A 25893-nucleotide genomic window follows, 5' to 3' on the forward strand; every position below is an offset into this window, starting at 1 on the left:
GGGGGACGCGAATTTCATGGGGATTGACTCTAGCACAATTTTTTCGAGCCGTCATCCGTGTTTTTGAGTCAGGCGGTGCCGCCGACGGTCAGGCCTTCCATGCGGACCGTGGGCATGCCCACGCCCACGGGCACGCTCTGGCCATCCTTGCCGCAAGTGCCCACGCCGGAATCCAGCTGCAGGTCGTTGCCGATCATGGTGACGCGGTTCATGGCGTCCGGACCGTTGCCGATCAGGGTGGCGCCCTTGACCGGATAGGTCACCTTGCCGTTTTCGATCATGTAGGCTTCGGACGCCGAGAACACGAACTTGCCGTTGGTGATGTCGACCTGGCCGCCGCCGAAGTTGACCGCGTACAAGCCGCGCTTGACGGAAGACACGATTTCCTCGGCCGGTTTGTCGCCCGCCAGCATGTAGGTATTGGTCATGCGCGGCATGGGCAGATGCGCGAACGATTCGCGGCGGCCGTTACCGGTGGCGGCGGTCTTCATGAGGCGCGCGTTCAGCGTGTCCTGCATGTAGCCGCGCAGGATACCGTCCTCGATCAGCACGTTGCGCTGGGTGGCATTGCCTTCGTCGTCGATATTGAGCGAGCCGCGGCGATCCGGGATCGTGCCGTCGTCGACCACGGTCACGCCCTTGGAGGCCACGCGCTCACCGATGCGGCCGGAGAACACGCTGGAGCCCTTGCGGTTGAAGTCGCCTTCCAGCCCGTGGCCGACGGCCTCGTGCAGCAGAATGCCGGGCCAGCCCGAACCCAGCACGACGGTCATTTCACCCGCTGGCGCCGGGCGCGCTTCCAGGTTCACCATGGCCTCGTGCACCGCGCGCTCGACATAACCCTGCAGCATTTCGTCCGTGAAATAGGCCAGGCCCAGGCGGCCGCCGCCGCCCGCGTGACCCATTTCGCGGCGCCCATTGCGTTCGGCAATGACAGTCAGCGACAGGCGCACCAGCGGACGCACGTCGGCGGCCAGGCGGCCGTCGCTGCCGGCCACCAGCACCACGTCATATTCGGCGCCCAGCCCCGCCATGACCTGGATCACGTGCGGATCGCGCGCGCGCGCCATGCGCTCCACGCGTTCCAGCAGCGCGACCTTCTCGGGAGCGCTCAAGGTGGCAACCGGATCGATATCGGCATACAGGCTGCGGCCGATCTCGGCTTCGACCTGCGCCGCCACCTTTACCTTGCCAGCGCCGCGGCGCGCAATGCCGCGAACCGCGTGCGCGGACGACAACAGCGCTTCGGGCGACAGCGAATCCGAATAGGCGAAGGCGGTTTTCTCGCCGCTCACGGCGCGTACCCCGACACCCTGGCTGATCGAAAAACTGCCGGTCTTGACGATGCCCTCTTCCAGGCTCCAGCCCTCGCTGCGCGTGTACTGGAAATACAGATCGGCGTAGTCGACCTTGTGCGTGAAGATCTCACCCAGCGCGCGCGCCATGTCCGCCTCGGTCAGGCCCCAGGGGTCGAGCAGCAGGGATTTGGCGGTGGCGAGGGAAGCAATGGCGGGATCGATGATTTTCATGGGGCTCTGTACAGGAGACGGCGGCGCGCTGGCGCGCGCTCGCGGTGATACTCGAGATCATATCGTAACGCTGGCGCGGCCCGGCGACATGGCGCCAGCCACGGATCTCCGGAAGGTACGCGTCGGCGGCCAAAAATACCGCGGGCATTATCTGCGGAGGTATGCATGGGGCCGGAATATTACATATCAAGTTGAATTGACGAGCTCAAACGATGTTCGATGCGCCCCTTTTTCCTGGTCGCCATGGAGCATTTGCAGCCACCTGGCATATAGGCAAAGGGATTCAGACATCTCGGGCCAAACTCGTCATACAACCTGACATCAAAATGAAATATGCCAAACAGCTCGCAGGGCTCGCAGCGCGAGGACCCCATCTGATCAGGTTGGACCAATATCAGACTGCTAGACAATTCATTCGTTCCCGCCATCACGTCATCAGACTTCTGGGAACGCCTCGCACACCGCTTGCTCGAGGCAGGCGCCAAGCCTGGAAGCCCCGCATTTGCGCGCTTTGCGAGACAAATCGGGCAGATGCAAGGGCACGCGCGGCTATTCGTCCGCCTCGTGAACCAATACCCCTATTGTTTCAAGTTGTCCCAAATTCGAGAATATCCTTCCCAATACTTGGCTCGTCGCGGGCACTCGCGCGCCTGAAAACGGTATCGGACTCTTTTGATACAAAGTAATTGCTTCAGAAACCAGGAAGTCAAGCCGTAACTTCTGTATTATGCGAGGCACAACAATTACACAATAACTTCGCCGGCGATTACAGCAGTTCCATAATCAGGAATAAACCATGGCCCGAGAATCCTACGCAGCACTGCAAGCAAAGATCGAAAAGGAAATCAACAAGCTACAAAAGAAGGCTGAAGTCCTGCAAACCAAGCGTCGCAAGCCCGTGATCACGCAGATCATCACGTCGATGCGCGAGTACGACATCACGCCTGAAGAAATCGTCGCAGCCTATGGCGCCGGCAAACCCGCCCGCGCCGCCACCGGCGGCCGCCGCAAGGCTGGCGCCGCTGCCCGTCCGGCCAACGCCGCCAAACGCGCCGTTGCGCCCAAGTACCGCCATCCTCAAACAGGGGAAACGTGGAGCGGCCGTGGCAAGGCTCCCCGCTGGCTCGCCGCGGAAGAAGCCGCAGGCGCGACCCGCGACAGTTTTCTTATCAAAGAATAAGAACCTATTCGCCAGTAAGAAAAAATCGGCGCACCATTTTGGTGCGCCGATTTTATTTAAAGGCGGGACCGAAAAGCCACGCCGATTTCATTGCACGGGGAAGCGGATTTCGCGTTCCGCGCCATTATTCCCGGGAAAATTATCAAATATTGCGCGCACCAGGTACGGCATGGTACGCAGGAAATCGTCGCGCTCGCTCAATATGAAAGCGCTGGAACGGTATACCTCGGCGCCGCTGCGCTGCGTGTCGTAGATATGCAGGGTGAGGGTATTGCGCTGCACGACCATGGGCACGTCCACCCAGTCCGGCCCCCAGTAGCCATATCCCGCTCCCCACGGACGCGGACCGTAGAAACCTCCGTAGCCGTAGCCGCCGTAGAAATATGGGTCGTACGGACGCTGCACCATTATCTGGGTCTGCGAGGTGCCGTAGTTGAACGACACGTCGAAACGACCCTTGGCGCCAGGCCTGGCCTCGACCAGGCCGGTTGCGCCTATGCCGGCCCGCACCATGTCCTGATAGGACTGATATTCGAGATTATTGTTTTGCGAGGCGTCGGCGGCAATGAACTGGTAGGTTTGCCCCTCCACGCCTGCGGGCCATTGCTGAAAGGAAGTGACCCGCGCGGAAACCGTGGGCGCGGCACAACCCGTCAGGGCAAACGCCCCCGCCACCGCCAGCAGACCGGCCCAGCGGCGCATATTGAACATGGACAACCTCGACATTTGACACCCCTCTGGCGCGCGACGGCGCCATGATACTGACTTTGACTCAGACCGCTACAAAAAGTTTACGGTACGCCAAACGGCCCAGGTCGGCGCGTCTTGCCCAGCCACTACAATAGAACCCTCGTTCATACAGGACTGCAATCCCATGCGCACAGACACGCCCGTAACCGTATATCGCAAGGATTACCAGCCCTACCCCTACGACATTCCCGAAGTCGCCCTCGCCTTCGACCTCGCGCCGGACGCGACCGAAGTGCGCTGCACGATGCAAGTGCAACGCAAGGCCGGGGCCAGCGCCGACGCCGCCCTGATCCTGGACGGCGAAGACCTGGAACTCGTCTCGGTAGGCGTGAATGGCACGGCCCTGCCCGCCGACAGTTACCGCCTTTCCGAACACAGCCTGGCCCTTTACGGCCTGCCCCCCGCCGCCACGGTGGAAATCGTCAGCCGATGCAAACCGTCGGCCAATTCCACGCTGATGGGCCTGTACGTCTCGGGCGGCAACTTCTTCACCCAATGCGAAGCCGAAGGTTTTCGCCGCATCACCTGGTTCGCCGACCGGCCCGACGTGATGTCGCGCTACCGCGTGACCTTGCGCGCCCAGCCCGAGTATCCGGTGCTGCTGTCCAACGGCAACCTGCTGGCCACGCGCCAGTTGCCCGACGGCCGCAACGAAGTCGAATGGGAAGATCCCTTCCCCAAGCCCTGCTACCTGTTCGCGCTGGTGGCAGGCAAGCTCACCCACCGCGAAACCACCGTGAAGACGTCCAGCGGCCGCGACGTGCTGCTGCAGGTCTACAGCGACCCGGGCTCGGAATCCAAGACCGAATGGGCGCTGGATTCGCTGGTGCGCGCGCTGCGCTGGGACGAAAGCCGCTTCGGCCTGGAGCTGGACCTGGACCGTTTCATGATCGTGGCCGTCCATGACTTCAACATGGGCGCGATGGAAAACAAGGGCTTGAACATCTTCAACGCCGCCTACGTGCTGGCGGATGCGGATACGGCCACGGACGCCAACTATGAAGGCATCGAATCCGTCATCGGACACGAGTACTTCCACAACTGGACCGGCAACCGCGTCACCTGCCGCGACTGGTTCCAGCTGAGCCTGAAGGAAGGCCTGACCGTCTTTCGCGACCAGGAATTCAGCGCCGACATGATGGCCCACGGCATGGATGCCGCCGAGGCCGCGAGCGCCCGCGCGGTCAAGCGCATCGACGACGTTGTGGCGTTGCGCGCCGCCCAGTTTCCGGAAGACGCCGGTCCCATGGCCCATCCGATCCGGCCTGAAAGTTACCAGGAGATCGGCAACTTCTACACGGCCACCGTGTACGAAAAAGGCGCCGAAGTCATCCGCATGCAGCACACTCTGCTGGGCGAGGAAGGCTTTCGCGCCGGCATGGACGAGTACTTCCGCCGCCATGACGGCCAGGCCGTGACCTGCGACGACTTCGTCGCCGCCATGGAATCCGTCTACGTGCGCCAGCATCCGGACCGCGACCTGTCCGTGTTCCGCCGCTGGTACCGCCAGGCCGGCACGCCGCGCGTGACCGTCAAGCTCGACCACGACGCCGCCGCGCGCCGCTGCACCGTGACGCTCACCCAGGAATGCCCGCCGGTCGGCGTGGAGAAGAAGGCCGGCGCCGACTACGTCAAGGCCCCCTTCCACATCCCGTTCGCCATCGGCTTGCTGGACCGCGACGGCCGCGCGCTGCCGCTGCGCCATGCTGGCGCGGTCCTGGACACCGCGCTGCTGGAACTGACGCAGCAAAGCCAGCAATGGGTATTCGAGGATATCGCCGAGCGTCCCGTGCCGTCGCTATTGCGCGACTTCTCGGCCCCGGTCATCGTGGACTACGACTGGACCAACGAAGAACTGGCCCTGCTGTCGGCGCACGACGGCAATCCCTTCGCGCGTTGGGAGGCCGGCCAGGAATTCGCCACCCGCCAGATCCTGGCGCTGGCCGAGGCCCGCCAGGCCGGCAAGACCCTGCATGCCGACGCCGCCTTCATCGAGACCTGGCGCGCGTTGCTGACCGATCCGGCGCTGGACGCCGCCTATCGCGCCCGCGCCCTGGCCCTGCCGTCCGAAAAGACCCTGGCAGAACGCATGCAGCAGGTGGACCCGCCGGCCCTCGCGGTCGCGCGCGACTTCCTGCGCGCCGAACTGGGACGCCAGTTGTCCGCCGAATTCCGCCAGGCATTCGACGACAACCAGACCCCGGGCGAATACAGTCCGGCGCCGGTTCCGGCCGGCAGGCGCGCCTTGAAGAACCTGGCGCTCAGCCACCTGATGGCGGCGGGCGAACCGGATGCCCAGCGCCTGGCCGAGCAGCAGTACGAGAAGGCCGGCAACATGACCGACAGCATGGCGGCGCTGTCCGCGCTGATCAATTTCGGCCAGGGCGACTTCCCGCACAAGGCGCTTGCCGCTTTCTACGACAAATGGCGCGACAACGCCCTGGTGGTGGACAAGTGGTTCGCCCTGCAGGCTGCGGCCCGCTCGACCACCGTGCAGACCGCGCGCGAGCTGATGCAGCACCCCGCGTTCACCTTGCGCAACCCGAACCGCGCGCGCTCGCTGATCTTCCAGTTCTGCCTGAACAACGCCCGCGGCATGCATCACCCCGATGGCACCGGCTACGCCTTCTGGGCCGAGCAGGTGCTGGCGCTGGATGCCCTCAACCCCGAGATTGCCGCCCGCCTTGCGCGCGCGCTGGACAACTGGGCACGCTTCGTGCCCGCCCTGCGCACGCCTATGCAGGCCGCCCTGCAGCGGGTGCGCGCACAGGAAGGCCTGTCGCGCAATGTGCAGGAAATCGTATCCAAGGCTTTAGAATTCGCAGCATAGGAGGTTCCTTTGAAACGTAAAACACTGACCCAATACCTGGTGGAGCAGCAGCGCTCCGCCCAAGCCCTCGCGCCGGAAGTGCGGCTGCTCATCGAAGTGGTCGCGCGCGCCTGCAAGGCCATCAGCCATGCGGTGAGCAAGGGCGCGCTCGGCGGCGTCCTCGGCAGCCTGGAAAGCGAGAATGTCCAGGGCGAAGTGCAGAAGAAGCTGGACGTGCTGTCCAACGAAATCCTGCTCGAAGCCAATGAATGGGGCGGCCATCTGGCGGCCATGGCCTCGGAAGAGATGGAAACCATCCATCTGATTCCGAACCGCTACCCCAAGGGCGAATACCTGCTGCTGTTCGATCCCCTGGACGGCTCTTCGAACATCGACGTCAACGTCTCCATCGGGACCATCTTCTCGGTGCTGCACGCCCCGCATGACGTGTCGGGCGCGCCGGTGTGCGAGCAGGACTTCCTGCAACCGGGCGACAAGCAGGTCGTGGCCGGCTATGCCGTCTATGGTCCGCAGACGATGCTGGTGCTGACCATCGGCAATGGCGTGGTGGGCTTCACGCTGGACCGCGAAATGGGCTCGTGGGTGCTGACGCACGAGAACATCCGCGTGCCGGAGGACACCAAGGAATTCGCCATCAACATGTCGAACATGCGCCACTGGGCTGCCCCGGTCAAGCGCTACGTCGACGATTGCCTGGCCGGCACGACCGGTCCGCTGGGCAAGGACTACAACATGCGCTGGATCGCCTCCATGGTGGCCGACGTGCATCGCATCCTGACCCGCGGCGGCATCTTCATGTACCCGTGGGATGCCCGCGAACCTGGCAAGGCCGGCAAGCTGCGCCTGATGTACGAAGCCAACCCCATGAGCTTCCTGGTCGAACAGGCCGGCGGCGCCGCGATCAACGGCACGCAGCGCATCATGGAGATCCAGCCTGACAAGCTGCACCAGCGCGTCAGCGTGATCCTGGGCTCGAAGAACGAAGTCGACCGCGTCGGCCGCTACCACGCCGAAGACGCAGCCAAGCAGTAACGCTGCGGGCGCCCTGCGCCAACGAAAAAGCCCCGGCGCCTTGAGCGGCCGGGGCTTTTTGCATGGACAAGCATATCGGAACGGCGGTCACTTCACCTGTTCGATCGACTTCACGTCGTCCTTGTTGATCTGGACCTTCTTGCCGTCCTTGTCGTATTCGTACATGCCCGAATCCTTGTCGTACTCGGGCTTGTCCGGCGTCACGGTCGAGCTGCCATCCCGCTGCTGAATGACCGACGGAGACGAGCATCCCGCCAGCACTCCGAATCCGGTCACGGCCAGGGCGAGCGTCATGGTCTTCAGTTTCATGGGCGTGTTCTCCGAAAGTGAATCGTGAATTCACTGTATCTGACACTGTCCCCGCATTCGTGACGGGTTGTGGTCAAAATGCATGCGAAGGTAAAGCCGCTGACCCGCCAAAATGAAAGAAACCCCTCGAAGGCCCGGCCTGCGAGGGGTTGCACACGCATACAAGACGCAAGCGGCCTTTACACCTTGGCGTTCGCCTCGATGAAACGGCGCACGGCGCCCGCATCGCAATCCATGAGTTCGACGCGCTGCGGCAAGGATTCAAGATCGGCCAGGTTGCCCGGCGGCGTGGCCGGACGGCCCAGGGCCTCTTCAATGGTTTCCGAGAACTTCGCCGGCAAGGCGGTTTCCAGGACCAGCATGGGCACGCCGGGCTCGACGAATTCACGCGCGACCTTGACGCCATCGGCGGTGTGCGGATCGATCAGCACGCCGGTTTCGTCGTAGACCGAACGGATCGTCGCGAGGCGGTCTTCGTGCGTGCTTGCGCCCGACACGAAGCCATAGCGTTCCTCGAACTGCGGCTTCAGGGCGGACAGATCGAAAGACCCGTCGCGCGCCATGCCGGCCCACAGTTCCTTGACGCGCGCCGCGTCGCGGCCGACCAGGTCGAACACGAAGCGCTCGAAATTCGACGCGCGCGAAATGTCCATGGACGGGCTGGAGGTGGCGTAGGTCTGCTCGGCGGGACGCGGACGATAGACGCCCGTGCGGAAGAACTCTTCCAGCACGTTGTTTTCGTTCGTGGCCAGCACCAGGCGGCGGATCGGCAGGCCCATGCTGCGCGCGATGTGGCCGGACAGGATGTTGCCGAAATTGCCCGAGGGCACCGCGAACGAAACCTGCTCGCCGGCCTTGCTGGTGGCGCGCAGCCAGCCGTGGAAGTAGTACACCACCTGGGCGGCGATGCGCGCCCAGTTGATGGAGTTGACCGCGCCCAGGCGGTACTTGCTCTTGAACTCGAGATCGCCGGCCAGGGCCTTGACGATGTCCTGGGCTTCGTCGAACACGCCGCGCACGGCGATGTTGTGGATGTTCTCGTCCTGCAGCGAATACATCTGCGCGCGCTGGAAGGCGCTCATGCGGCCGTGGGGCGACAGCATGAACACCGCCACGCCCTTCTTGCCGCGCAAGGCGTACTCCGCCGCCGAACCCGTGTCGCCGGAGGTGGCGCCCACGATGTTCAGGGTGGTGCCGCGCTTGGCCAGCACGTATTCGAAGACCTGGCCCAGGAACTGCATGGCCATGTCCTTGAAGGCCAGCGTCGGCCCTTCGGACAGGCCCAGCAGCGACAGGCCGCCGTCCAACGGACGCAGCGGGACGATGTCCTCGCTGTTGAAGATCTGCTGGTTGTAGGCCGCGCGCGTCAAGCGGCGCAGGTCGTCGGCCGGAATGTCGGTGGCGAACAGCGACAGCACTTCGAACGCCAGGTCGGCATACGGCAGGCCGCGCCAGGACTCCAGCGTTTCCGCCGAAACCTGGGGCAGTTGCTCCGGCACGGCCAAGCCGCCGTCCGGCGCCAGGCCTTCCAGCAGGATGTCCGAGAACTGCAGCGGCGTCATGCCGCCGCGGGTGGAGATGTATTTCATAGCAAATTTTCCACGCGCAGGCGCGTCACTTTCGAGCGCACGAACGGCAGGGCTTCGATGCGCTCGATCGCCTGATTGACGTTGCCTTCAACCGCTTCATGCGTCAGGAAGATGATGTCGGCGCCGCCGATGTGCGACGGCTGCTGGATCATCGAACCGATGGAGATGGAACGGTCGGCCAGGATGCGGGCGATGTCGGCCAGCACGCCCGGCTGGTCGTCCACGCGCAGGCGCAGGTAGTACGAGGTGCTGACATCTTCGATCGGCAGGATCGGCGTATCGGACATGGCGTCCGGCTGGAACGCCAGGTGCGGCACGCGGTTGCCCGGATCGGCGGTGTGCAGGCGGGTCACGTCGACCAGGTCGGCCACCACGGCCGAGGCGGTGGGCTCTTCGCCCGCGCCCTGGCCGTAGTACAGCGTGGGGCCGACGGCGTCGCCCTTGACCAGCACGGCGTTCATCGCGCCTTCGACGTTGGCCAGCAGGCGCTCGGCCGGCACCAGCGCGGGATGCACGCGCAGTTCGATGCCGTCCGGACGGCGCTTGGTGACGCCCAGCAGCTTGATGCGGTAGCCCAGGCGTTCGGCATGCTCGATGTCCTCGGCGGCCAGCTGCGAAATGCCTTCGATGTAGGCGCGGTCGAACTGGACCGGCACGCCGAAGGCCAGCGACGCCAGCAGGGTCAGCTTGTGCGCCGCGTCCACGCCTTCCACGTCGAACGTGGGGTCGGCTTCGGCGTAGCCCAGGCGCTGCGCCTCGGCCAGCACGTCGGCGAACGGCAGGCCGCGCGTACGCATTTCGGACAGGATGAAGTTGGTGGTGCCGTTGATGATGCCGGCCACCCACTGGATGCGGTTGGCGGTCAGGCCTTCGCGGATCGCCTTGATGATGGGGATGCCGCCCGCGACGGCGGCTTCGAAGGTCACCATCACGCCGCGTTCATGGGCTGCAGCGAAGATCTCGTTGCCGTGCTTGGCCAGCAGCGCCTTGTTGGCGGTCACGACGTGCTTGCCGTTGGCGATGGCTTCCAGCACCAGCTCGCGCGCCAGCGTGTCGCCGCCGATCAGTTCGACCACGATGTCGATTTCGGGATCGCGCACCAGCGCGCGCACATCGGTATCGACCTGGATCGCGTCGCCCACGCGCGCACGGGCCTTGGCCACGTCGCGCACCGCGGCGCGGGTCACTTCAATGCGTCGACCGGCGCGGCGTGCGATTTCTTCAGCATTGCGCGACAGCACCGACCAGGTGCCTCCGCCAACCACGCCCAGGCCGAGCAGGCCGACTTTCATGGGTTTCATCGCGGCGCCTTCTGCAGGCGGGCGTTGAGGGGAATTCATTTTCGGTTCTCCATAACTGCTGTGCGAGAGCTGCGCCCCCTGATACGGTGCCCCCCTATCGGGATGCCGCGGATCCGGCTCCGCCGGTCCGCAGGCATGCCCCCTTGAGGGGGAAGCGCGCAGCGCTTCGGGGGGGGCTCTACTTCAGCAATCCGTCCTTGCGGAACATGTCTTTGATGCCTCGCACCGCTTGCCGGGTGCGCTGCTCGTTTTCGATCAAAGCGAAGCGCACGTATTCGTCGCCATACTCGCCAAAGCCGATCCCGGGGGACACGGCCACCTTCGCATCCGACAGGACGCGCTTGGCAAATTCCAAAGAGCCCATCGCCCTGTAGGGTTCGGGGATCTGCGCCCAGATGTACATGGACGCCTTGGGAATTTCCACATTCCAACCTGCTTCATGCAAGCCGCGCACGAGCACGTCGCGGCGGCTTTGGTACTGCGCCACGATTTCGTTCACGCAGTCCTGCGGACCGTCCAGCGCGGCGATGGACGCCACCTGGATCGGCGTGAACGTGCCGTAGTCGTGATAGCTCTTGATGCGCGCGAGCGCGTTGACCAGCTCGCGGTTGCCGACCATGTAGCCGATGCGCCAGCCCGCCATGTTGTAGCTCTTGCTCATCGTGAAGAACTCGACGGCGACATCGCGCGCGCCGGGCACCTGCATGATGGACGGCGCCACGTAGCCGTCGAAGGTGATGTCGGCGTAGGCCAGGTCATGCACGACCAGGATGTCGTGTTCCTTGGCCAGCGCCACCACGCGCTCGAAGAACGACAGGTCCACGCATTGCGCGGTCGGGTTGCTGGGAAAGCCCAGCACCATCATCTTGGGCTTCGGGATGGACTCGCGCACGGCGCGTTCCAGTTCCTCGAAGAAGTCCACCCCCGGCGTCATGCGCACGGAACGGATATTGGCGCCGGCGATGACCGCGCCGTAGATATGGATCGGATAGCTGGGGTTGGGTACCAGCACGGTGTCGCCGCGGTCCAGCGTGGCCAGCATCAGGTGGGCCAGGCCTTCCTTGGAGCCGATGGTGACGATGGCTTCGGAATCCGGATCGAACTCGACCGCATAGCGGCGCTGGTACCAGTCACAGATCGCCTTGCGCAGGCGCGGAATGCCCTTGGACACGGAATAGCCGTGCGTGGTCGGGCGGGTCGTCGCTTCCACCATCTTGTCGACGATGTGCTTGGGAGTCGCGCCGTCCGGGTTGCCCATCGACATGTCGATGATGTCTTCGCCACGCCTACGCGCCGCCATCTTGAGCTCGCCGGTAATGTTGAAAACGTACGGGGGCAGACGCTCGATGCGGGAGAACTTCCTCATGATGGGAATCCTTAGGGGGCGATAAAAAGGGCGAAAAAACCAGGGCGCGAATGCGCGAAGGGGAAAAGGGTCCGAAACGCTGCGCCGGCAAGGGATTGCAGTGCAGCAAAACCCTGTAATCTAGCGCAAGGAGGGCCGTGCGGCAAATGGGGAAAAAAAGGGGCCGATTTCAGGGTCCGCCCGAGGGAAATCGCGTGGCAAAGAAGCCCTGTTTTGCCGCCGGGCCGCCCCAAGGCAAAACGCGCCCCCTCGGGGGCAGCAAGCGAGCGCAGCGAGTGCGGCGTGGGGGCCTCGTTTCTCCGCCGGGCCGCCCCGAGGCAAAACGCGCCCCCTCGGGAGCAGTAAGCGAGCGCAGCGTGGGGGTCTCTCTCGTGGATACCCTGCAACATGGCGTCATCCCGATGCGCTATTATCGGGCCATATAGCCGGAGTTTTTATTGAAGCTGCATACCGATCCTGCGACGGCCGCTCTGAATACCGTCACCGCCTATGGCGATGGCTATATCGAGGTCAACCAGGTACGTTTTTCCTCCTCGGTCGCGTTCGGCCCCGAAGGCGAAGTGACCCACTGGCCTGTTGAGTCGCCGGCCGACATTACCCCCACCCTCTTGCGCCAGGCGGCCGGATTGTCCGAGCCCGTCCGCGACCCCATGGACTTTCTGGACGAACCGGAAGCCAGCCCCAGCCGCCCCGCGAATGCGCCGGAAGTGCTGCTGGTGGGCACGGGCGCGCGCCAGCAGTTCCTGCGCCCCGAGGTGCTGCGCCCCCTGCTGGCGGCCGGCATCGGCGTCGAGATCATGGACACGCACGCCGCCTCGCGCACCTACAACATCCTGATGGCGGAGGGCCGGCGCGTGGTCGTGGCCCTCATCCCCCCCAACGGAGAATCCCAGAAATGACGCCGACCATAGGCAAACCCGCCCCGCTGTTCACCGCCGAAAGCACCATAGGTCCGATCAGCCTGGAGCAATGCCAGGGCCGCGCCGTGATCCTGTATTTCTATCCCAAGGACAACACGCCTGGCTGCACCACCGAAAGCCAGGATTTCCGCGACCTGCACGCCGAATTCCTGGCGGCCAGCGCGGTGGTCATCGGCATCTCGCGCGATTCATTGAAATCGCACGAGAACTTCAAGGCCAAGTACGAGCTTCCCTTCCCTCTCATCTCCGACGCCGACGAAACCGTCTGCAATCTGTTCGGCGTCATCAAGCAGAAGAACATGTACGGCAAGCAGGTGCGCGGCATCGAGCGCAGCACCTTCCTGATCGATGCCTATGGCGTGCTGGTGCAGGAGTGGCGCGGGGTGAAGGTCCCGGGCCACGCCAAGGAAGTCCTGCAAGCAGCGAAGAGCATCGGTTAGCCGTCAGCACAGGTTTTACCCGTCAGGCGCTATAGCCGGCCCACACTGGAGAGTGACAAATATGCCGCTTCCGAAGTTGCCCACCCGTCCCGCAGCCATCCTGACCTTCCCCTCGGGCGAATCCGCCCGGGCGCAGGCCCGCAGCACCAAGACCGCCGCTGCGCGGTCCAGTACCCAGGCAGTCCTCGCCGAGGACAACGAAGACGAGCTCCTCGTCCAGCCCGAACTTGAAGGCCTGGCCGCACCGGCCCGCAAGGCGCAGATCCCCGCGCCCGCCCGCCAGGTGCCGCCGCCGGCGCCAGCCGCTCCCGCTGCGCGCGCCGAAACGCGCCGCGCCAAGCCGGCGCCCGCCAAGCGCACCAAAGCCCGCGCCCAGAACGAACCGCGCAAGCTGTTCGTGCTGGACACCAACGTGCTGCTGCACGATCCCAGTTCCCTGTTCCGCTTCGAAGAGCACGACATCTTCCTGCCGATGATGACGCTCGAAGAGCTGGACCATCAGAAGAAGGGCATGTCGGAAGTGGCGCGCAACGCGCGCCAGGTCAGCCGTTCGCTGGACGCGCTGGTGCAGGACGCGACCCAGCTGGACGAAGGCCTGGAGCTGACCAAGCTGGGCAACAAGGACGCCACCGGCCGCCTGATGTTCCAGACGACCGCGATCCACAGCACGCTGCCGTCCGACCTGCCCATGGGCAAGGCCGACAACCAGATCCTGGGCGTCGTGCGCGCCCTGCAGGAAAAGTACCCGCAGCGCGAAGTCGTGCTGGTGTCCAAGGACATCAACATGCGCCTGAAGGCGCGCGCGCTGGGCATGGCCGCTGAAGACTACTTCAACGACCATGTCATGGAGGACTCGGACCTGATGTACTCGGGCGTGATGCAGCTGCCCGAGGACTTCTGGAACAAGCACGGCAAGGACGTGGAATCCTGGCAACAGGGCGGCACCACCTTCTACCGCATCCATGGCCCGCTGTGCTCGCAGTTCGTGGTCAACCAGTTCGTCTACTTCGAAGGCCAGATGCCGCTGTACGCGCAGGTGCGCGAGGTCAGCGGCAAGATGGCGGTGCTGGCCACGCTGCGCGACTACACCCACGGCAAGAATAACGTCTGGGGCATCACCGCGCGCAACCGCGAGCAGAACTTCGCCATGAACCTGCTGATGAATCCGGAGTGCGACTTCGTGTCGCTGCTAGGTCAGGCGGGCACGGGCAAGACGCTGCTGGCGCTGGCCGCGGGCATCACCCAGGTGCTGGAAACCAAGCGCTACACCGAAATCATCATGACCCGCGTCACGGTGCCGGTCGGGGAAGACATCGGTTTCCTGCCGGGTACGGAAGAAGAGAAGATGCTGCCCTGGATGGGCGCCCTGGAAGACAACCTGGACGTCCTGAACATGGGTGAAGGCGAAGGCAACGGGGACTGGGGGCGCGCCGCCACCATGGATCTGATCCGTTCGCGCATCAAGGTCAAGTCCCTGAACTTCATGCGCGGCCGCACCTTCCTGAACAAGTACCTGATCATCGACGAGGCGCAGAACCTGACGCCCAAGCAGATGAAGACGCTGGTCACGCGCGCGGGCCCGGGCACCAAGGTGATTTGCCTGGGCAACATTGCCCAGATCGATACGCCCTACCTGACCGAAGGCAGTTCCGGCCTGACCTTCGTGGTCGACCGCTTCAAGGGCTGGCCGCATTCGGGGCACGTCACCCTGCAGCGCGGCGAGCGTTCGCGCCTGGCCGACTATGCTGGAGATGTGCTGTAGGCCTCGCCCCCCATGCGCCTCCTGCCGCAGGCGACCAGCGCAGGCTTGGCCCAAGGAATGAACGCCCGATGAATCTCATCGGGCGTTTTTTTTGGCAGTCCCCATATAGGTAAAGATGGCCATGGGGTGGAAGGGAAGAATGCCCCCTTACATGAACATGTTGAACCCCACCAGAAAATTCAAGGCATTGTTGTCCACGGGCACGAATGACGGGGATCGGATGTAGCTGAGTCCCGTGCTCAGATAGACGCCGGGATAGAGGCGCGCCATGTAGGACACCATGGCCGCACTGCTCGAGTTGGCCGTGTCCACGCCCCGCTTGCCGAACGCGTCCTTCGCGGTATCGCTGAAATCCGACCAGGTGACCGTGGCGGATAGCATGTCATAGGGTCGCGATGGAAACGTCCCTATCGTATATAGCCTGGCCTCCACGAACTTGGTGTACAGATTCTGATCCGCGGGAGCAAGGTGCAAGGAAAGGCCGGCGTACCATCCCTGCGCAGACGAGGAGTTGGGCGTCAGCCGCGAAATCTGCTGGTCTCCCGCGGCATAGAGCGCGTAGTTGTTCGAGCTGCGCTGGCGGGAATCGAACCTGGCGTAGTCGGACGTATTGAAAATCCCCCCGATCCGAAACCATCTCGAAGGGTTGTCGGGACTTGCTTGCTGCTTCACTCCGGTTTCGTTGATCGCCAACCACCCGCTTCCCGGCGTTTTCCACTTCAGCCCATGCTGATGTTCCGACTCTTCGGCCTCTGCTCCATAGGGGCTTATGCTGCGCTGAATTCCGGTCTTGTTGTAGAAGCCGCCAGAGCCGTTGTAGGTCACGTTTACGCCCGGGGTGGCGAAAGGCAGGCGTGACAGGCCGACCTGAAAGGGAATGATGGCATTCATCCCTTGCGCGCCGACCGCCAACGAACCGCCAACGTACAAGCCCACGAACTCCAGGGCATTGCTGAGATAGCCTGCCTTCAACTCCCACTGACGGTTGTTGAATGTGGTGAAGTACGCCAGCCGGCTCAGCGCAATGTCCGCCGAAGGCCCCTTCGGCGCCCAGCTCGCGTGCCCCGTCATGGCGCTGAAAATCAATTGGCTTTGATCGTTTCCGTGCTGACCCAGGTCATAAGTCAGGACAAGCTGCTGTGTCTCCGCGACGGTGGGAACTTGGCCGTTGTACGACTGCTTGCGATGCGTCCTCGGGTTTCCGCCTTTGAGGTCGTAAGCCGCGGAGTTCAAGCTGACTATCTGAAAACCTATCCCGTGCCGCGCCAGGTCGGAACGAAATCCGCCGGCATCCCGCAGCACTGTGTCTCGAATCGACGGAATCCGGACCAGCGCGCCCTGCTCCATCAGGCGCTCAAGAGACGCAAAATCAGACGCAGGCGGCGGCGCGGATTCCGCGACCGAGGCCTCGGATGAGGGCCGTAGCTGAGCGACGGTTCCGCGCTCGAGCCCCGTTCGGGATTCAGAGGCATTGCAGTCCCATGCAATCGCCCCCATGGCGGTAAAGATCGACACGATCGAGTGCGCCGGCACTTTGACCTGGCGCGAATTGATGATCTGGTTTGGCACGCGGCCTCCTTCAATCCCGGATTTCTCGCTTGTTCTCTGAAAAATCTGGATTGTTTAGACATAACAATCGGGCATGTACGCATAGGTCATGGTCGATGCAAGAATTCAGGGAGGGGGGCATCCCGATAGCGCGTCCGCAGCCGTCTCAATAGCCCGGCCCGGATGCTCCAGGCTTGGGGCCAATTGAGATATTTCATGCCGACCGGTGTCGAAAGTTGATCACTGGGCGAACCACCTCCATTCCGTGCAGCCTGCTGCTGGTCACGACGTTGTTGGCAGCGATCCATGCACCCTCTGATCAGCATCCCGCCTCTTCAACGCCATATTCCCGGCCGGGAATATGGCGTTGAAGTTAGTGTTACGATCAACTGAGGTCAAGCAGGGTTTTCCTCAGGATGTGCCATGCTTTCCGCGCTCAAGCAGACTTGAGGCGGCCTGCTTGTTGACCAAACATCACGCCGAAAAGACGATGAAAAAAGACGTTTTAGGGGAAGTTGAGCGCGGAAGAGGAGAACGAGCCGGCCTTGATCTGGACCGGATCTTGCGGGCGGCAAGGCGCATCGGTCACGACAAATTGTCGATGCAGGCACTGGCGGATGCGCTCAATGTGGACCGGAAGGCGCTCAACTATCACGTGAAAGATCGCCAGACGCTGCTGGCGCTTGTCGCGAAGGACACGCTGACGGCCAGCTTCAGCAGCGCCGACATCGCTCACGCGGCCACATGGCAAGACGCATGCAGGACCTACGCGACCCACCTGGTCGACGCCGCCGTCGCCATGGGGGGCTTGGCGGAACATCTTCGCTTTGACGATTCCGAGCTGATGAGCTGGAACCTGCTGCCGACCGAGGAATTGCTCGAACAGCTGAATCGGGCGGGCTTCAGCGAAGCGGCCGCGGTGCGCCTGGCCGTGCTGCTGGCCGCCCTCTGCGTTGGCCATGTGAAGGATATCTGGCAGGCCAGGTCAGCGGTCGATCGCACCAGACCTCGCCAGCTTCAGAAATGGCTGGATTCGGTCGATGGAAAGTCCTATTCACGGCTACGCCAGGCCGTCGCATTGGGAATCGACACCTACGGGCCCGAGCAACTCGATTTCTCACTCAGGATTTTCATAGCGGGCGCAGAAGCACACCTTGCTTCCTAGCGCCTGAACGTACAAAGGCCTGAGCGGGGCGTGACTCCCAACTCAGGCCCTCTCAAAACCGCCCCGGCAATTACTTGTCGGCGGCGTTGGTAATGGCGTTGCCTGCCTTCGACATGTCCTTGCCCATGCCCGCGACGGTGTTGCAACCGGCGAGAACGAAGCCGAACACGACGAAGGCGGTCAGCACGATCTTGCTGCGCATGCTGGCGCTCCTGAAGTGGTGAAAACGGATCCGGGGCGTACTTTAAACGATCTGGACGCGCAGTTCACCCAGGCCTTCGACGCCGCCGGTGATCACGTCGCCTTGCAGCACGGCGCCCACGCCTTCGGGCGTGCCGGTGAAGATGAGGTCGCCGGGTTGCAGTTCGAACAGGCCGGACAGGTAGGAAATGCTCTCAGGAATGTTCCACAGCATCTGCGAAATGTCGCTGGACTGCTTGCGCTGGCCATTCACGTCCAGCCAGATGGCGCCCTTTTCCAGGGTGCCGACGACGCTGCGCGGATGGATCGGACCCAGCGGCGCGGACAGGTCGAAGGCCTTGCCGATTTCCCAGGGGCGGCCCTGCTTCTTCATTTCGCCTTGCAGGTCGCGGCGGGTCATGTCCAGGCCCAGCGCATAGCCCCACACACACTCATTGGCCTGTTCGACCGGGATGTCGCGGCCGCCCTTGCCCAGCACCACGACCAATTCCATTTCGTAGTGCAGGTTGGAGGTCTTGGGCGGATACGGCATCTTGCCGGTTTCGCCGTCGGCCACGCTCAGCACGGCGTCGGCCGGCTTGCAGAAGAAGAACGGATCCTCGCGGCCCGTGAAGCCCATTTCCTTGGCGTGTTCGGCATAATTGCGGCCGACGCAATAGACGCGACGCACCGGAAACAGCGCGGCGCTGCCGGCAACGGGAACCGCGACGGGCGGCTGAGGGGGCAATACGTAGTCCATGTTCACTCGACCTATGAAGAATACGTGGCCGGAATCCGGCAATAGAAAACAGCCAGCCCCGCGAGGCGCCCGCTACCGCGGGCGGCCTGCCCTGCAGGCGGCCAGACGATGAAAAGTCATCCGCGAGTTTATCCCTTTCCGGGAGCCCGGGCGCGGTTCGGGCAATTCAGCTGAACGTAGGAATTTCCCCGTCATACACCACCAGGCGCTCGATGAAGCCGGCCATGTAGGCCTTCATCTCCTGGTGCGCGGGCGAGACCTGGTATCGGTCATGCGCGGGGCTGTCCGCAAAGGCCGCCACCACGGCGTGGGTCAGGCCGTCCGAGCGGCTGGCTTCGTTGGGCCGGAAGGCGTAGCCCGCCACGCCTTCGCATTCGGCCTGGATGCGTTGGCAATAGCCCTGGACGCGGTCATGGAAGCGCGCGTCGGCGGCCTCGGACAGCTGCAGCATTACGACATGCAAGTACATCAGGATTCCTTTTTCGTACGGGTAAGCGCCAGCCAGGCTCGCGAGACCAATCCCATGATGCCGTCGCGGAACAGGAGGACGCAGAGGACGAAGATTGCGCCCTGGACGATGAGCACCCAGGAGCCCAGCGGCGCCAGGTAGTTCTGCAGCGACACGAAGGTGAACGCGCCGGCCAACGGGCCGAACACCGTGCCGATACCGCCCAGCAGCGCCATCAGCACCACTTCGCCGTTGGCGTGCCAATGCACGTCCGTCAACGACGCGACGCCGAACACCAGCACCTTCAGGCCGCCGGCCAGCCCCGCCACCGAGGCCGACAGCGTGAACGCCATCAGCTTGTAGCGCGAGGTGGAATAGCCCAGCGAGCGGGCGCGCTGCTCGTTGTCGCGCACCGAACGGATCACCTCGCCAAAGGGCGAGTTCAGCACGCGCAGCACGAAGGCATAGCCCAGCGCGAACACGGCCAACGTGAAGTAATACATCGGCATCACGCCTTCAAGATCGAAGATGCCGAACAGCTTGCCGCGCGGCACACTCTGCAGCCCGTCCTCGCCGCCGGTAAAGCCCGCCTGGACCGCGATGAAATAGACCAGTTGCGACAACGCCAGCGTGATCATCGCGAAGTAGATGCCCTGGCGCCGGATCGCGACGGCGCCAAACGCCAGACCCAGCAGCCCCCCCGTCAGCACCCCGGCCAGTAGGCCGAGTTCGGGCGTGGCGCTCAGCAGCTTCATCACGATGCCGGTCGCGTAGGCGGCCGCGCCGAAGAACGCGGCATGGCCGAACGACAGCAGGCCCACGTAGCCCACCAGCAGATTGAAGGCCGCGGCAAACAGCGCGAAGCACAACACCTTCATCAGAAAGGTCGGATAGATGAACCAGGGCGCGGCGATGGCGGCCACGGCCAGCGCCGCCATCGCCACGCGCATGCCGCGGCGGCTCAGCTGCACCGGCTCGCGCGTGGCCTCGGCGGCCAGCACGTTCTGCACCTGCAGCGGCTTGCCGAACAGGCCCGCGGGCTTGCACAGCAGCACCAGCACCATGATGATGAAGATCGCCAGGTTGGCGGCCTCGGGATAGAACACCTTGGTCAGGCCTTCGATGATGCCCAGCCCGAAACCACTGATGATGGCGCCCATGATGGAGCCCATGCCGCCGATCACCACCACCGCGAACACCACCACCACGAGGTTGGAGCCCATCATCGGACTAACCTGGTAGATCGGCGCGGCGATCACGCCCGCCACCGACGCCAGCGCCACGCCCAGCGCGTAGGTCAGCGTGATGAGCAGCGGCACGTTGATGCCGAAGGAGCGCACCACCGTCGGATTCTCGGTGGCCGCGCGCAGCATCGCGCCCACGCGGGTCTTCTCGATCAGCACCCACACGGCCAGGCACAGCACCAGCGACACCGCCACCGCCCAGCCGCGATACCAGGGCAGGAACATGAAGCCCAGGTTGACGCCGCCAGACAACGCCTTGGGTATCGTGTAGGGCAACCCCGATACGCCATAGGCCTGACGCAAGCCGCCTTCGATCAGCAGCGCGATGCCAAAGGTCAGCAACAGCCCGTACAAGTGATCCATGCGGTAGGTGCGCGAGATCAACAGGCGCTCGACCACGATGGCGAACACGGCCATGATGAGCGGCACCAGCACCAGCGCTGCCCAGTAGTTCACGCCCAGATAGTTCAGCAGCATCCAGGCCAGGAATGCGCCCGCCGTGTACTGCGCGCCATGGGCGAAGTTGATGATGTTCAACAGGCCGAAGATCACCGCCAGCCCGATCGACAGCAGTGCGTAGAACGAACCGTTGATCAGGCCGAGCAGCAGTTGGCCGAATAGTGCCGTGGACGGCACGCCGAATATTTCGAACACGTGGATTCTCCCCTCAGACGCCCAGGCGGCGCTTGATCCGCTCGGGATCGTTGCGCGCTTCTTCTGCCGACAGCTGGTCGACGACGCAGCCGTGCTCCATGACGTAGTGGCGGTCAGCCACCTTGGTCGCGAAACGGAAGTTCTGCTCGACCAGCACGATGGTGAAGCCCCGCTCCTTCAGGGTGCGGATGGCATGCCCGATCTGCTGCACGATGACGGGCGCGAGGCCCTCGGTGGGTTCGTCCAGCAGGATGAGCTGGGCGCCGGTGCGCAGGATGCGCGCGATCGCCAGCATCTGCTGTTCGCCGCCCGACAGGTTGCCGCCGGAACTGGCGCTGCGTTCGCGCAGGTTGGGAAACAGCGTGTAGATTTCGTCCAGCGACATGCCGCCATCGGCCAGGCGCGGCGGCAGCATCAGGTTTTCGGTCACGTCCAGGCTGCGGAACACGGCCCGTTCTTCGGGGCAATACACCACGCCCAACCGCGGAATGCGGTGCGCCGCCATGCCCACGGTCTCCTGGCCGTTCAAGCGGATGGAACCGCGCCGCTTGTCCATGATGCCCATGATGGCGCGCAGCGTGGTGGTCTTGCCCGCGCCGTTGCGGCCCAGGATGGTGACGAGTTCGCCGCGCCTGACTTCCATGTCCACGCCGTGCAGCACGTGGGATTCGCCGTACCAGGCGTTGAGGTCCTTGATAACCAGCATCTCAGTGCGCCTCCTCGTCGGAGCCCATGTAGGCCGTGATGACGCGCTCGTCGCTCGACACGGTGGCGTAGTCGCCCTCGGCCAGCACCGCGCCGCGCGCCAGCACCGTGATGGTGTCGGACAGATCCGCGACTACCGACAGGTTGTGTTCGACCATCAGGATGCTGCGGTTGGCGGACGCGCGCCGGATCAGCGCGGCGATGCGGGTCACGTCCTCCTGGCCCAGGCCCGCCATGGGCTCGTCCAGCAACATGATTTCCGGCTCCAGCGCCAGAGTCATCGCGATTTCCAGTGCGCGCTTGCGTCCATATGGCAGCAGCGCCGCGGTGGTGTGCGCCAGGCCGGAGAGGCCGACCGCGTCCAGCAGTTCCATGGCGCGGCCGTTCAGGCGGTCGATGCTGCTGCGGCTGCGCCAGAAGCGCCAGCCATCGCCGTGCTGGCGCATCAGCGCCACGCGCATGTTCTGCAGCGCCGTCAGGCCCAGGAACACGGCGGATATCTGGAACGAGCGGACGATGCCCAGGCGCGCGATCTGCTCGGGCGCCAGCGCCGTGATGTCGCGGCCGCGATAGTGGATGACGCCCGCGTCGGGCGTGAGGAACTTGGTCAGCAGGTTGAAGCAGGTGGTTTTGCCTGCGCCATTGGGGCCGATCAAAGCATGGATGGAGCCTTCGCGCAGGGACAGGGACACGCCGTCGACGGCATTGAAGCCGCCGAACCGCTTGACCAATCCCTGGGCGGACAGGACCGCTGGGGTGTTCATGGGCGCGCTCCTACATGCGGGCCAGCAGGCCGCCGTCGATCGCCAGGACGTGTCCGTTGACGAACGCGGCGCCCGGCGAGGCCAGGTAGACCACCGCGGGTGCAATGTCTTCCGGCGCGGCCCAGCGGCCGGCGGGCACCGCCGTGGCCAGGAAGGACTGGAACTGCGGATTGTCCTGCAGCCCCTGCGTGAAATCGGTGCGCACGAAACCGGGCGCAAGCGCATTGCAGGTGATGCCGCTGGCGCCGTATTCGACCGCCAGCGCGCGCGTGAAGGCCGCGATCGCGCCCTTGGCCGTGGCGTAGGCGGCGATGTTGGGCATGGTGGCCTGCCCTGCCACGGACGACATCAGCACGATGCGGCCGAAGCCGCGCTTGCCCATGCCGGGCAGCACGGCCCGCGCGCAATGGAAGGCGCCGTTGACGTGCACGTTCTGCAAGGCCTGCCATTCGGCGGAGCTCATCTCCACCACGGGCTTGCGGTTCTGGTTGCCGGCATTGCTGACCAGTACGTCGACCGCCAGCCCTGCGTTATCCAGTTGCGCGACGGCATCGGCCACGGCCTTTTCGTCGGCGACATCGAAAGGCGCCCCGTGGGCCTTGATGCCTTCGGCCGCCAGGCGCTCGCAGGCGGCCGCGCAGGCCTCGCCGGAAAGATCGTTGATTACCACCTGGGCGCCAGCCTGGCCCAATGCCCGCGCGATGGCGTAGCCCAGTCCCCTTGCTGCGCCCGTCACCAGCGCGACGCGCCCCGCCAGACCGAACGTGCGGTCCAGATAGTCGTGTTTCAAGCTTGTCTCCTTGGTCTTATATGCGCCGGATTTCTTGGCCCGGCCTGTGTCGCTGCATGCTTGCGCCGGGCAAAAACATGATTGACATAAATCTCAATATACGCGACTATTTTTAAACACTCAATAACAAGATTTTTTCTTTATCTCTCATAAAGAGTTCTGGTAGGAGACATCATGGCCCTGGAAACTCCCGGCTGCCCCGCAGCCAACGCCTTGCCGCCCCTGGCTTCACGCTTCCTCAAAGTTGCCGATCTGCCGTGGAAACCGACGCAAGTGGAAGGCATAGACATGAAGGTGCTGATGCAGGACAAGGAGACCGGCTTGCTGACCGCCCTGTTCCGCTGGCAGCCCGGCACCGAGCTGCCGCTGCATGAGCACGTGGAGGTCGAACAGACCTTCGTGCTGGAAGGCTCGATCGTCGACGCCGAAGGCGAGGTCTGCGCTGGCGACTACGTGTGGCGTCCGCGCGGCAACCGGCACGTGGCGCGCGCGCCCAATGGCGCCCTGGTGCTGAGCTTCTTCCTGAAACCCAATATGTTCATCGACGCCTACGCCGGCCAGACGCTGGAGTAAGCGGCCCCGGCGCGACCATCCGGCACAGGACGGCGCGCAAAGAAACTAGCCCCCGAGGAGACATACCCATGAAGACCCGTTTGAAGAACAGCCTGGCCGCCTGCGTGCTGGGCGCCCTGTCCGTATCCGCCCAAGCCCAGGTATCCGATGACGTCGTGAAGATCGGCGTGCTCGGCGACCAGTCCGGCATGATGGCCGACCTGTCCGGCAAGTTTGGCGTGGAAGCCGTGAAGATGGCCGTCGAGGATTTCGGCGGCACCGTGCTGGGCAAGCCCATCGAAGTGATCTCGGCCGACCACCAGAACAAGGTCGACATCGGCGTGGCGACCGCGCGCCGCTGGTACGAGAATGACAAGGTGGACCTGATCCTGGACGTGCCCAACTCCGCGATCGCACTGGCGGTGCAGGACCTGACCCGCCAGATGAAGCGCGTGGTGATCTTCACCAGCGCAGGCTCCGCCGACCTGACGGGCAAGGCCTGCTCGCCCAACGGCATGCACTGGACCTACGACACCTATGCCTATGCCACCGGCGTGGCCAACGGCGTCATGGAAGACGGCGGCGAGAGCTGGTACTTCATCACTTCCGATTACGCCTTCGGCCATTCGCTGGAGCGCGACGCCATGGCGGTGGTCAAGGCCAAAGGTGGCCAGGTCGTAGGCAGCGTGCGCCACCCGATCGCCAGCGCGGACTTCTCCTCGTTCCTGCTGCAGGCGCAGGCCTCCAAGGCCCAGGTGATCGGCCTGGCCAACGGCAGCGGCGACACCATCAACAGCATCAAGCAGGCGTTCGAGTTCGGCATCATGGGCAGCAAGCAGCGCGTGGCCGCCCTCTTCATGAGCATCGTGGACGTGCGCAGCGTGGGGCTGGAATACGCGCAGGGCCTGAACCTGGTGGAACCCTTCTACTGGGACCTGGACGACAAGTCGCGGCAATGGTCCGAGCGTTATTTCAAACGCACCGGCCGCATGCCGTCCATGGTCCAGGCCAGCAACTACAGCGCCGCCATGCACTACCTGAACGCCGTCAAGGCGGCGGGCACGGACGCGTCCGAGCCGGTGCTGAAGAAGATGCACGAGACGCCCATCAACGACTTCATGACCGAGAACGGCCGCATCCGCGAGGACGGCCGCATCATGCGCGATCTCTATCTGTTCCAGGTCAAGAAGCCCTCGGAATCCAAGCGCGACTGGGACTACTACAACCTGGTGCGCAAGATTCCGGCCGAACAGGCCTTCCGTCCGCTCAAGGACGGCGCCTGCCCGCTGGTGAAATCGTGATGGACGGCGCGCTTGGACTGCTGGCCGGCAAGCGCGCCATTGTCACGGGGGGCGCCAACCCCCGTGGCATAGGCGCCGCCATCGTCGAGCTCTTCATCGCCCAGGGCGCCACGGTCGCGGTGTTGGACCAGGCCTATCCGGAAGGCGCCGGCGCGGCGCTGGCCGCGAGCCGCATCGACCTGCACTGCGACGTGTCCCGTTCGGCCTCCTGCGAGGCGGCGATTGCCCGCGCCCGCGAGGCGCTCGGCGGCATCGACGTGCTGGTCAACAACGCCGGCATCGTCGCGGCCACGCGCATCTGGGACCTGCCCGAGGACGAGTTCCGCCGCATGGTGGAGGTGAACCTGACCGGCACCTACAACGTCACGCATGCGGCGCTGCCGGAATTGCTGCAAAGCGCGCGGCGTCCGGCCATCGTCAATCTGGGCTCCACCGCCGCCTTGCGCGGCGGCGGCCTGCTGGGCGGCTCGCATTACGCCGCATCCAAGGGCGGCGTCATCAGCTTCACCAAGGCGCTGGCGCGCGAGCTCGGTCCGCGCGGGGTGCGCGCCAATTGCGTGGCGCCCGGCATCATCGAAACGGACATGACGCTGGGAAAATTCGGCGAAAATTGGGAACAAGAACTCAAACAGGGCATTCCGCTACAGCGTTTCGGCTCGCCCGCCGAAGTCGCCCAGGCCATACTTTTCCTGGCCTCGGACCTGTCCTCCTACTCAACCGGCATCGTGGTCGACGTCAATGGCGGCTTCCACATTCACTAGGCGCGCCCTCCCG

Annotated in this window: 24 protein-coding genes; 10 read left to right on the top strand and 14 right to left on the bottom strand. The window is 64.1% G+C overall.

The genetic code is table 11. The features are described 5' to 3' along the window. Positions 1 to 68 precede the first annotated feature (68 nt). Positions 69 to 1529, bottom strand: a complete 1461-nt coding sequence (tldD, locus tag AC1RHV_RS20205; RefSeq protein ID WP_013392574.1) for a metalloprotease TldD — start codon at positions 1527 to 1529, stop codon at positions 69 to 71. Positions 1530 to 2325: 796 nt separating this feature from the next. Between tldD and AC1RHV_RS20210 the strand changes: the two genes are divergently transcribed. Then, the gene (locus AC1RHV_RS20210) at positions 2326 to 2709 is read left to right on the top strand and encodes an H-NS histone family protein (RefSeq protein WP_054451087.1); all 384 of its coding nucleotides are present in this window, start codon (positions 2326 to 2328) and stop codon (positions 2707 to 2709) included. An 87-nt stretch (positions 2710 to 2796) separates the two neighbouring features. Here the strand turns inward: AC1RHV_RS20210 and AC1RHV_RS20215 are convergent, their stop codons facing one another. Then, a complete protein-coding gene (locus AC1RHV_RS20215) occupies positions 2797 to 3435 on the bottom strand; it encodes a DUF4136 domain-containing protein (protein ID WP_082400691.1) in 639 nt (212 codons plus the stop codon). A 148-nt stretch (positions 3436 to 3583) separates the two neighbouring features. Here AC1RHV_RS20215 and pepN point away from each other — a divergent pair, with 148 nt between their 5' ends. Continuing rightward, positions 3584 to 6289 carry an aminopeptidase N gene (gene pepN, locus AC1RHV_RS20220; protein WP_175163229.1) on the top strand — a complete coding sequence of 902 codons (2706 nt, stop codon included), beginning with the start codon at positions 3584 to 3586 and terminating at the stop codon, positions 6287 to 6289. 9 nt (positions 6290 to 6298) lie between these two features. Then, positions 6299 to 7321, top strand: a complete 1023-nt coding sequence (locus AC1RHV_RS20225; RefSeq protein WP_054451085.1) for a class 1 fructose-bisphosphatase — start codon at positions 6299 to 6301, stop codon at positions 7319 to 7321. Between the two features lie 87 nt (positions 7322 to 7408). Here the strand turns inward: AC1RHV_RS20225 and AC1RHV_RS20230 are convergent, their stop codons facing one another. The 4 genes from AC1RHV_RS20230 to alaC all read right to left on the bottom strand — a co-directional run bounded on the left by AC1RHV_RS20230 (position 7409) and on the right by alaC (position 11886). Continuing rightward, a complete protein-coding gene (locus AC1RHV_RS20230) occupies positions 7409 to 7630 on the bottom strand; it encodes a YgdI/YgdR family lipoprotein (RefSeq protein ID WP_054451084.1) in 222 nt (73 codons plus the stop codon). Positions 7631 to 7809: 179 nt separating this feature from the next. Beyond that, complete coding sequence (thrC, locus tag AC1RHV_RS20235) at positions 7810 to 9219, bottom strand: threonine synthase (protein ID WP_054451083.1); 1410 nt, start codon at positions 9217 to 9219, stop codon at positions 7810 to 7812. Further along, positions 9216 to 10520, bottom strand: a complete 1305-nt coding sequence (locus tag AC1RHV_RS20240; RefSeq protein ID WP_346545326.1) for a homoserine dehydrogenase — start codon at positions 10518 to 10520, stop codon at positions 9216 to 9218. The genes thrC and AC1RHV_RS20240 overlap by 4 nt, the downstream gene beginning before the upstream one ends. Positions 10521 to 10698: 178 nt before the next feature. Then, positions 10699 to 11886: an alanine transaminase gene (gene alaC, locus AC1RHV_RS20245; protein WP_008164319.1), complete on the bottom strand. Its 1188-nt coding sequence runs from the start codon at positions 11884 to 11886 to the stop codon at positions 10699 to 10701. Positions 11887 to 12323: 437 nt separating this feature from the next. On the opposite strand from alaC, the gene AC1RHV_RS20250 reads away from it, so the two are divergent. The 3 genes from AC1RHV_RS20250 to AC1RHV_RS20260 all read left to right on the top strand — a co-directional run bounded on the left by AC1RHV_RS20250 (position 12324) and on the right by AC1RHV_RS20260 (position 15008). After that, complete coding sequence (locus AC1RHV_RS20250; RefSeq protein WP_119450533.1) at positions 12324 to 12785, top strand: Mth938-like domain-containing protein; 462 nt, start codon at positions 12324 to 12326, stop codon at positions 12783 to 12785. Further along, complete coding sequence (locus AC1RHV_RS20255) at positions 12782 to 13246, top strand: peroxiredoxin (RefSeq protein WP_054451079.1); 465 nt, start codon at positions 12782 to 12784, stop codon at positions 13244 to 13246. Before AC1RHV_RS20250 ends, AC1RHV_RS20255 begins: the two co-directional genes overlap by 4 nt. A gap of 61 nt (positions 13247 to 13307) precedes the next feature. After that, positions 13308 to 15008 carry a PhoH family protein gene (locus AC1RHV_RS20260; RefSeq protein WP_054451078.1) on the top strand — a complete coding sequence of 567 codons (1701 nt, stop codon included), beginning with the start codon at positions 13308 to 13310 and terminating at the stop codon, positions 15006 to 15008. A gap of 147 nt (positions 15009 to 15155) precedes the next feature. On the opposite strand, the gene AC1RHV_RS20265 is transcribed toward AC1RHV_RS20260, so the two are convergent. After that, positions 15156 to 16577 carry a carbohydrate porin gene (locus AC1RHV_RS20265; protein WP_125470877.1) on the bottom strand — a complete coding sequence of 474 codons (1422 nt, stop codon included), beginning with the start codon at positions 16575 to 16577 and terminating at the stop codon, positions 15156 to 15158. Positions 16578 to 17016: 439 nt separating this feature from the next. On the opposite strand from AC1RHV_RS20265, the gene AC1RHV_RS20270 reads away from it, so the two are divergent. Then, complete coding sequence (locus tag AC1RHV_RS20270; protein ID WP_119450535.1) at positions 17017 to 17721, top strand: TetR/AcrR family transcriptional regulator C-terminal domain-containing protein; 705 nt, start codon at positions 17017 to 17019, stop codon at positions 17719 to 17721. A 70-nt stretch (positions 17722 to 17791) separates the two neighbouring features. Here AC1RHV_RS20270 and AC1RHV_RS20275 read toward each other — a convergent pair whose 3' ends face one another. From AC1RHV_RS20275 to AC1RHV_RS20305, 7 genes are all read right to left on the bottom strand, one after another. After that, the gene (locus AC1RHV_RS20275; RefSeq protein WP_042792660.1) at positions 17792 to 17923 is read right to left on the bottom strand and encodes an entericidin A/B family lipoprotein; all 132 of its coding nucleotides are present in this window, start codon (positions 17921 to 17923) and stop codon (positions 17792 to 17794) included. A 42-nt stretch (positions 17924 to 17965) separates the two neighbouring features. After that, positions 17966 to 18661, bottom strand: a complete 696-nt coding sequence (locus AC1RHV_RS20280) for a fumarylacetoacetate hydrolase family protein (RefSeq protein WP_054451075.1) — start codon at positions 18659 to 18661, stop codon at positions 17966 to 17968. A gap of 166 nt (positions 18662 to 18827) precedes the next feature. Beyond that, a complete protein-coding gene (locus AC1RHV_RS20285; RefSeq protein ID WP_192330052.1) occupies positions 18828 to 19130 on the bottom strand; it encodes a Dabb family protein in 303 nt (100 codons plus the stop codon). Continuing rightward, the gene (locus tag AC1RHV_RS20290; RefSeq protein ID WP_119450536.1) at positions 19130 to 21007 is read right to left on the bottom strand and encodes an ABC transporter permease; all 1878 of its coding nucleotides are present in this window, start codon (positions 21005 to 21007) and stop codon (positions 19130 to 19132) included. Before AC1RHV_RS20290 ends, AC1RHV_RS20285 begins: the two co-directional genes overlap by 1 nt. Positions 21008 to 21020: 13 nt before the next feature. Beyond that, positions 21021 to 21713 (bottom strand): ABC transporter ATP-binding protein, encoded by a 693-nt coding sequence (locus AC1RHV_RS20295; RefSeq protein WP_054451072.1) that lies wholly within the window; start codon positions 21711 to 21713, stop codon positions 21021 to 21023. Between the two features lies 1 nt (position 21714). Further along, positions 21715 to 22476, bottom strand: coding sequence for an ABC transporter ATP-binding protein (locus tag AC1RHV_RS20300; RefSeq protein ID WP_054451071.1), 762 nt, complete (start codon positions 22474 to 22476; stop codon positions 21715 to 21717). A 10-nt stretch (positions 22477 to 22486) separates the two neighbouring features. After that, positions 22487 to 23266 carry an SDR family NAD(P)-dependent oxidoreductase gene (locus tag AC1RHV_RS20305; protein WP_054451070.1) on the bottom strand — a complete coding sequence of 260 codons (780 nt, stop codon included), beginning with the start codon at positions 23264 to 23266 and terminating at the stop codon, positions 22487 to 22489. A 174-nt stretch (positions 23267 to 23440) separates the two neighbouring features. Here AC1RHV_RS20305 and AC1RHV_RS20310 point away from each other — a divergent pair, with 174 nt between their 5' ends. From AC1RHV_RS20310 to AC1RHV_RS20320, 3 genes are all read left to right on the top strand, one after another. After that, positions 23441 to 23839 carry a cupin domain-containing protein gene (locus AC1RHV_RS20310; RefSeq protein ID WP_054451069.1) on the top strand — a complete coding sequence of 133 codons (399 nt, stop codon included), beginning with the start codon at positions 23441 to 23443 and terminating at the stop codon, positions 23837 to 23839. A 68-nt stretch (positions 23840 to 23907) separates the two neighbouring features. Next, a complete protein-coding gene (locus AC1RHV_RS20315; RefSeq protein ID WP_492301856.1) occupies positions 23908 to 25119 on the top strand; it encodes an ABC transporter substrate-binding protein in 1212 nt (403 codons plus the stop codon). After that, entirely contained in the window at positions 25119 to 25880 is a 762-nt protein-coding gene (locus AC1RHV_RS20320; protein ID WP_054451067.1) for an SDR family oxidoreductase, read from the top strand. The genes AC1RHV_RS20315 and AC1RHV_RS20320 overlap by 1 nt, the downstream gene beginning before the upstream one ends. The last annotated feature ends 13 nt before the right edge of the window (positions 25881 to 25893 follow it).

It is taken from the genome of Achromobacter sp. GW823-FHT04E03, assembly GCF_058796095.1.

What these genes read in the sequence shown, in the direction of transcription:
- tldD (WP_013392574.1), bottom strand. Translation starts at nt 1,529, where the DNA reads ATGAAAATCATCGATCCCGCCATTGCTTCCCTCGCCACCGCCAAATCC.
- AC1RHV_RS20210 (WP_054451087.1), top strand. Translation starts at nt 2,326, where the DNA reads ATGGCCCGAGAATCCTACGCAGCACTGCAAGCAAAGATCGAAAAGGAA.
- AC1RHV_RS20215 (WP_082400691.1), bottom strand. Translation starts at nt 3,435, where the DNA reads ATGTCGAGGTTGTCCATGTTCAATATGCGCCGCTGGGCCGGTCTGCTG.
- pepN (WP_175163229.1), top strand. Translation starts at nt 3,584, where the DNA reads ATGCGCACAGACACGCCCGTAACCGTATATCGCAAGGATTACCAGCCC.
- AC1RHV_RS20230 (WP_054451084.1), bottom strand. Translation starts at nt 7,630, where the DNA reads ATGAAACTGAAGACCATGACGCTCGCCCTGGCCGTGACCGGATTCGGA.
- thrC (WP_054451083.1), bottom strand. Translation starts at nt 9,219, where the DNA reads ATGAAATACATCTCCACCCGCGGCGGCATGACGCCGCTGCAGTTCTCG.
- AC1RHV_RS20240 (WP_346545326.1), bottom strand. Translation starts at nt 10,520, where the DNA reads ATGAAACCCATGAAAGTCGGCCTGCTCGGCCTGGGCGTGGTTGGCGGA.
- alaC (WP_008164319.1), bottom strand. Translation starts at nt 11,886, where the DNA reads ATGAGGAAGTTCTCCCGCATCGAGCGTCTGCCCCCGTACGTTTTCAAC.
- AC1RHV_RS20255 (WP_054451079.1), top strand. Translation starts at nt 12,782, where the DNA reads ATGACGCCGACCATAGGCAAACCCGCCCCGCTGTTCACCGCCGAAAGC.
- AC1RHV_RS20260 (WP_054451078.1), top strand. Translation starts at nt 13,308, where the DNA reads ATGCCGCTTCCGAAGTTGCCCACCCGTCCCGCAGCCATCCTGACCTTC.
- AC1RHV_RS20275 (WP_042792660.1), bottom strand. Translation starts at nt 17,923, where the DNA reads ATGCGCAGCAAGATCGTGCTGACCGCCTTCGTCGTGTTCGGCTTCGTT.
- AC1RHV_RS20280 (WP_054451075.1), bottom strand. Translation starts at nt 18,661, where the DNA reads ATGGACTACGTATTGCCCCCTCAGCCGCCCGTCGCGGTTCCCGTTGCC.
- AC1RHV_RS20285 (WP_192330052.1), bottom strand. Translation starts at nt 19,130, where the DNA reads ATGTACTTGCATGTCGTAATGCTGCAGCTGTCCGAGGCCGCCGACGCG.
- AC1RHV_RS20295 (WP_054451072.1), bottom strand. Translation starts at nt 21,713, where the DNA reads ATGCTGGTTATCAAGGACCTCAACGCCTGGTACGGCGAATCCCACGTG.
- AC1RHV_RS20300 (WP_054451071.1), bottom strand. Translation starts at nt 22,476, where the DNA reads ATGAACACCCCAGCGGTCCTGTCCGCCCAGGGATTGGTCAAGCGGTTC.
- AC1RHV_RS20310 (WP_054451069.1), top strand. Translation starts at nt 23,441, where the DNA reads ATGGCCCTGGAAACTCCCGGCTGCCCCGCAGCCAACGCCTTGCCGCCC.
- AC1RHV_RS20315 (WP_492301856.1), top strand. Translation starts at nt 23,908, where the DNA reads ATGAAGACCCGTTTGAAGAACAGCCTGGCCGCCTGCGTGCTGGGCGCC.
- AC1RHV_RS20320 (WP_054451067.1), top strand. Translation starts at nt 25,119, where the DNA reads ATGGACGGCGCGCTTGGACTGCTGGCCGGCAAGCGCGCCATTGTCACG.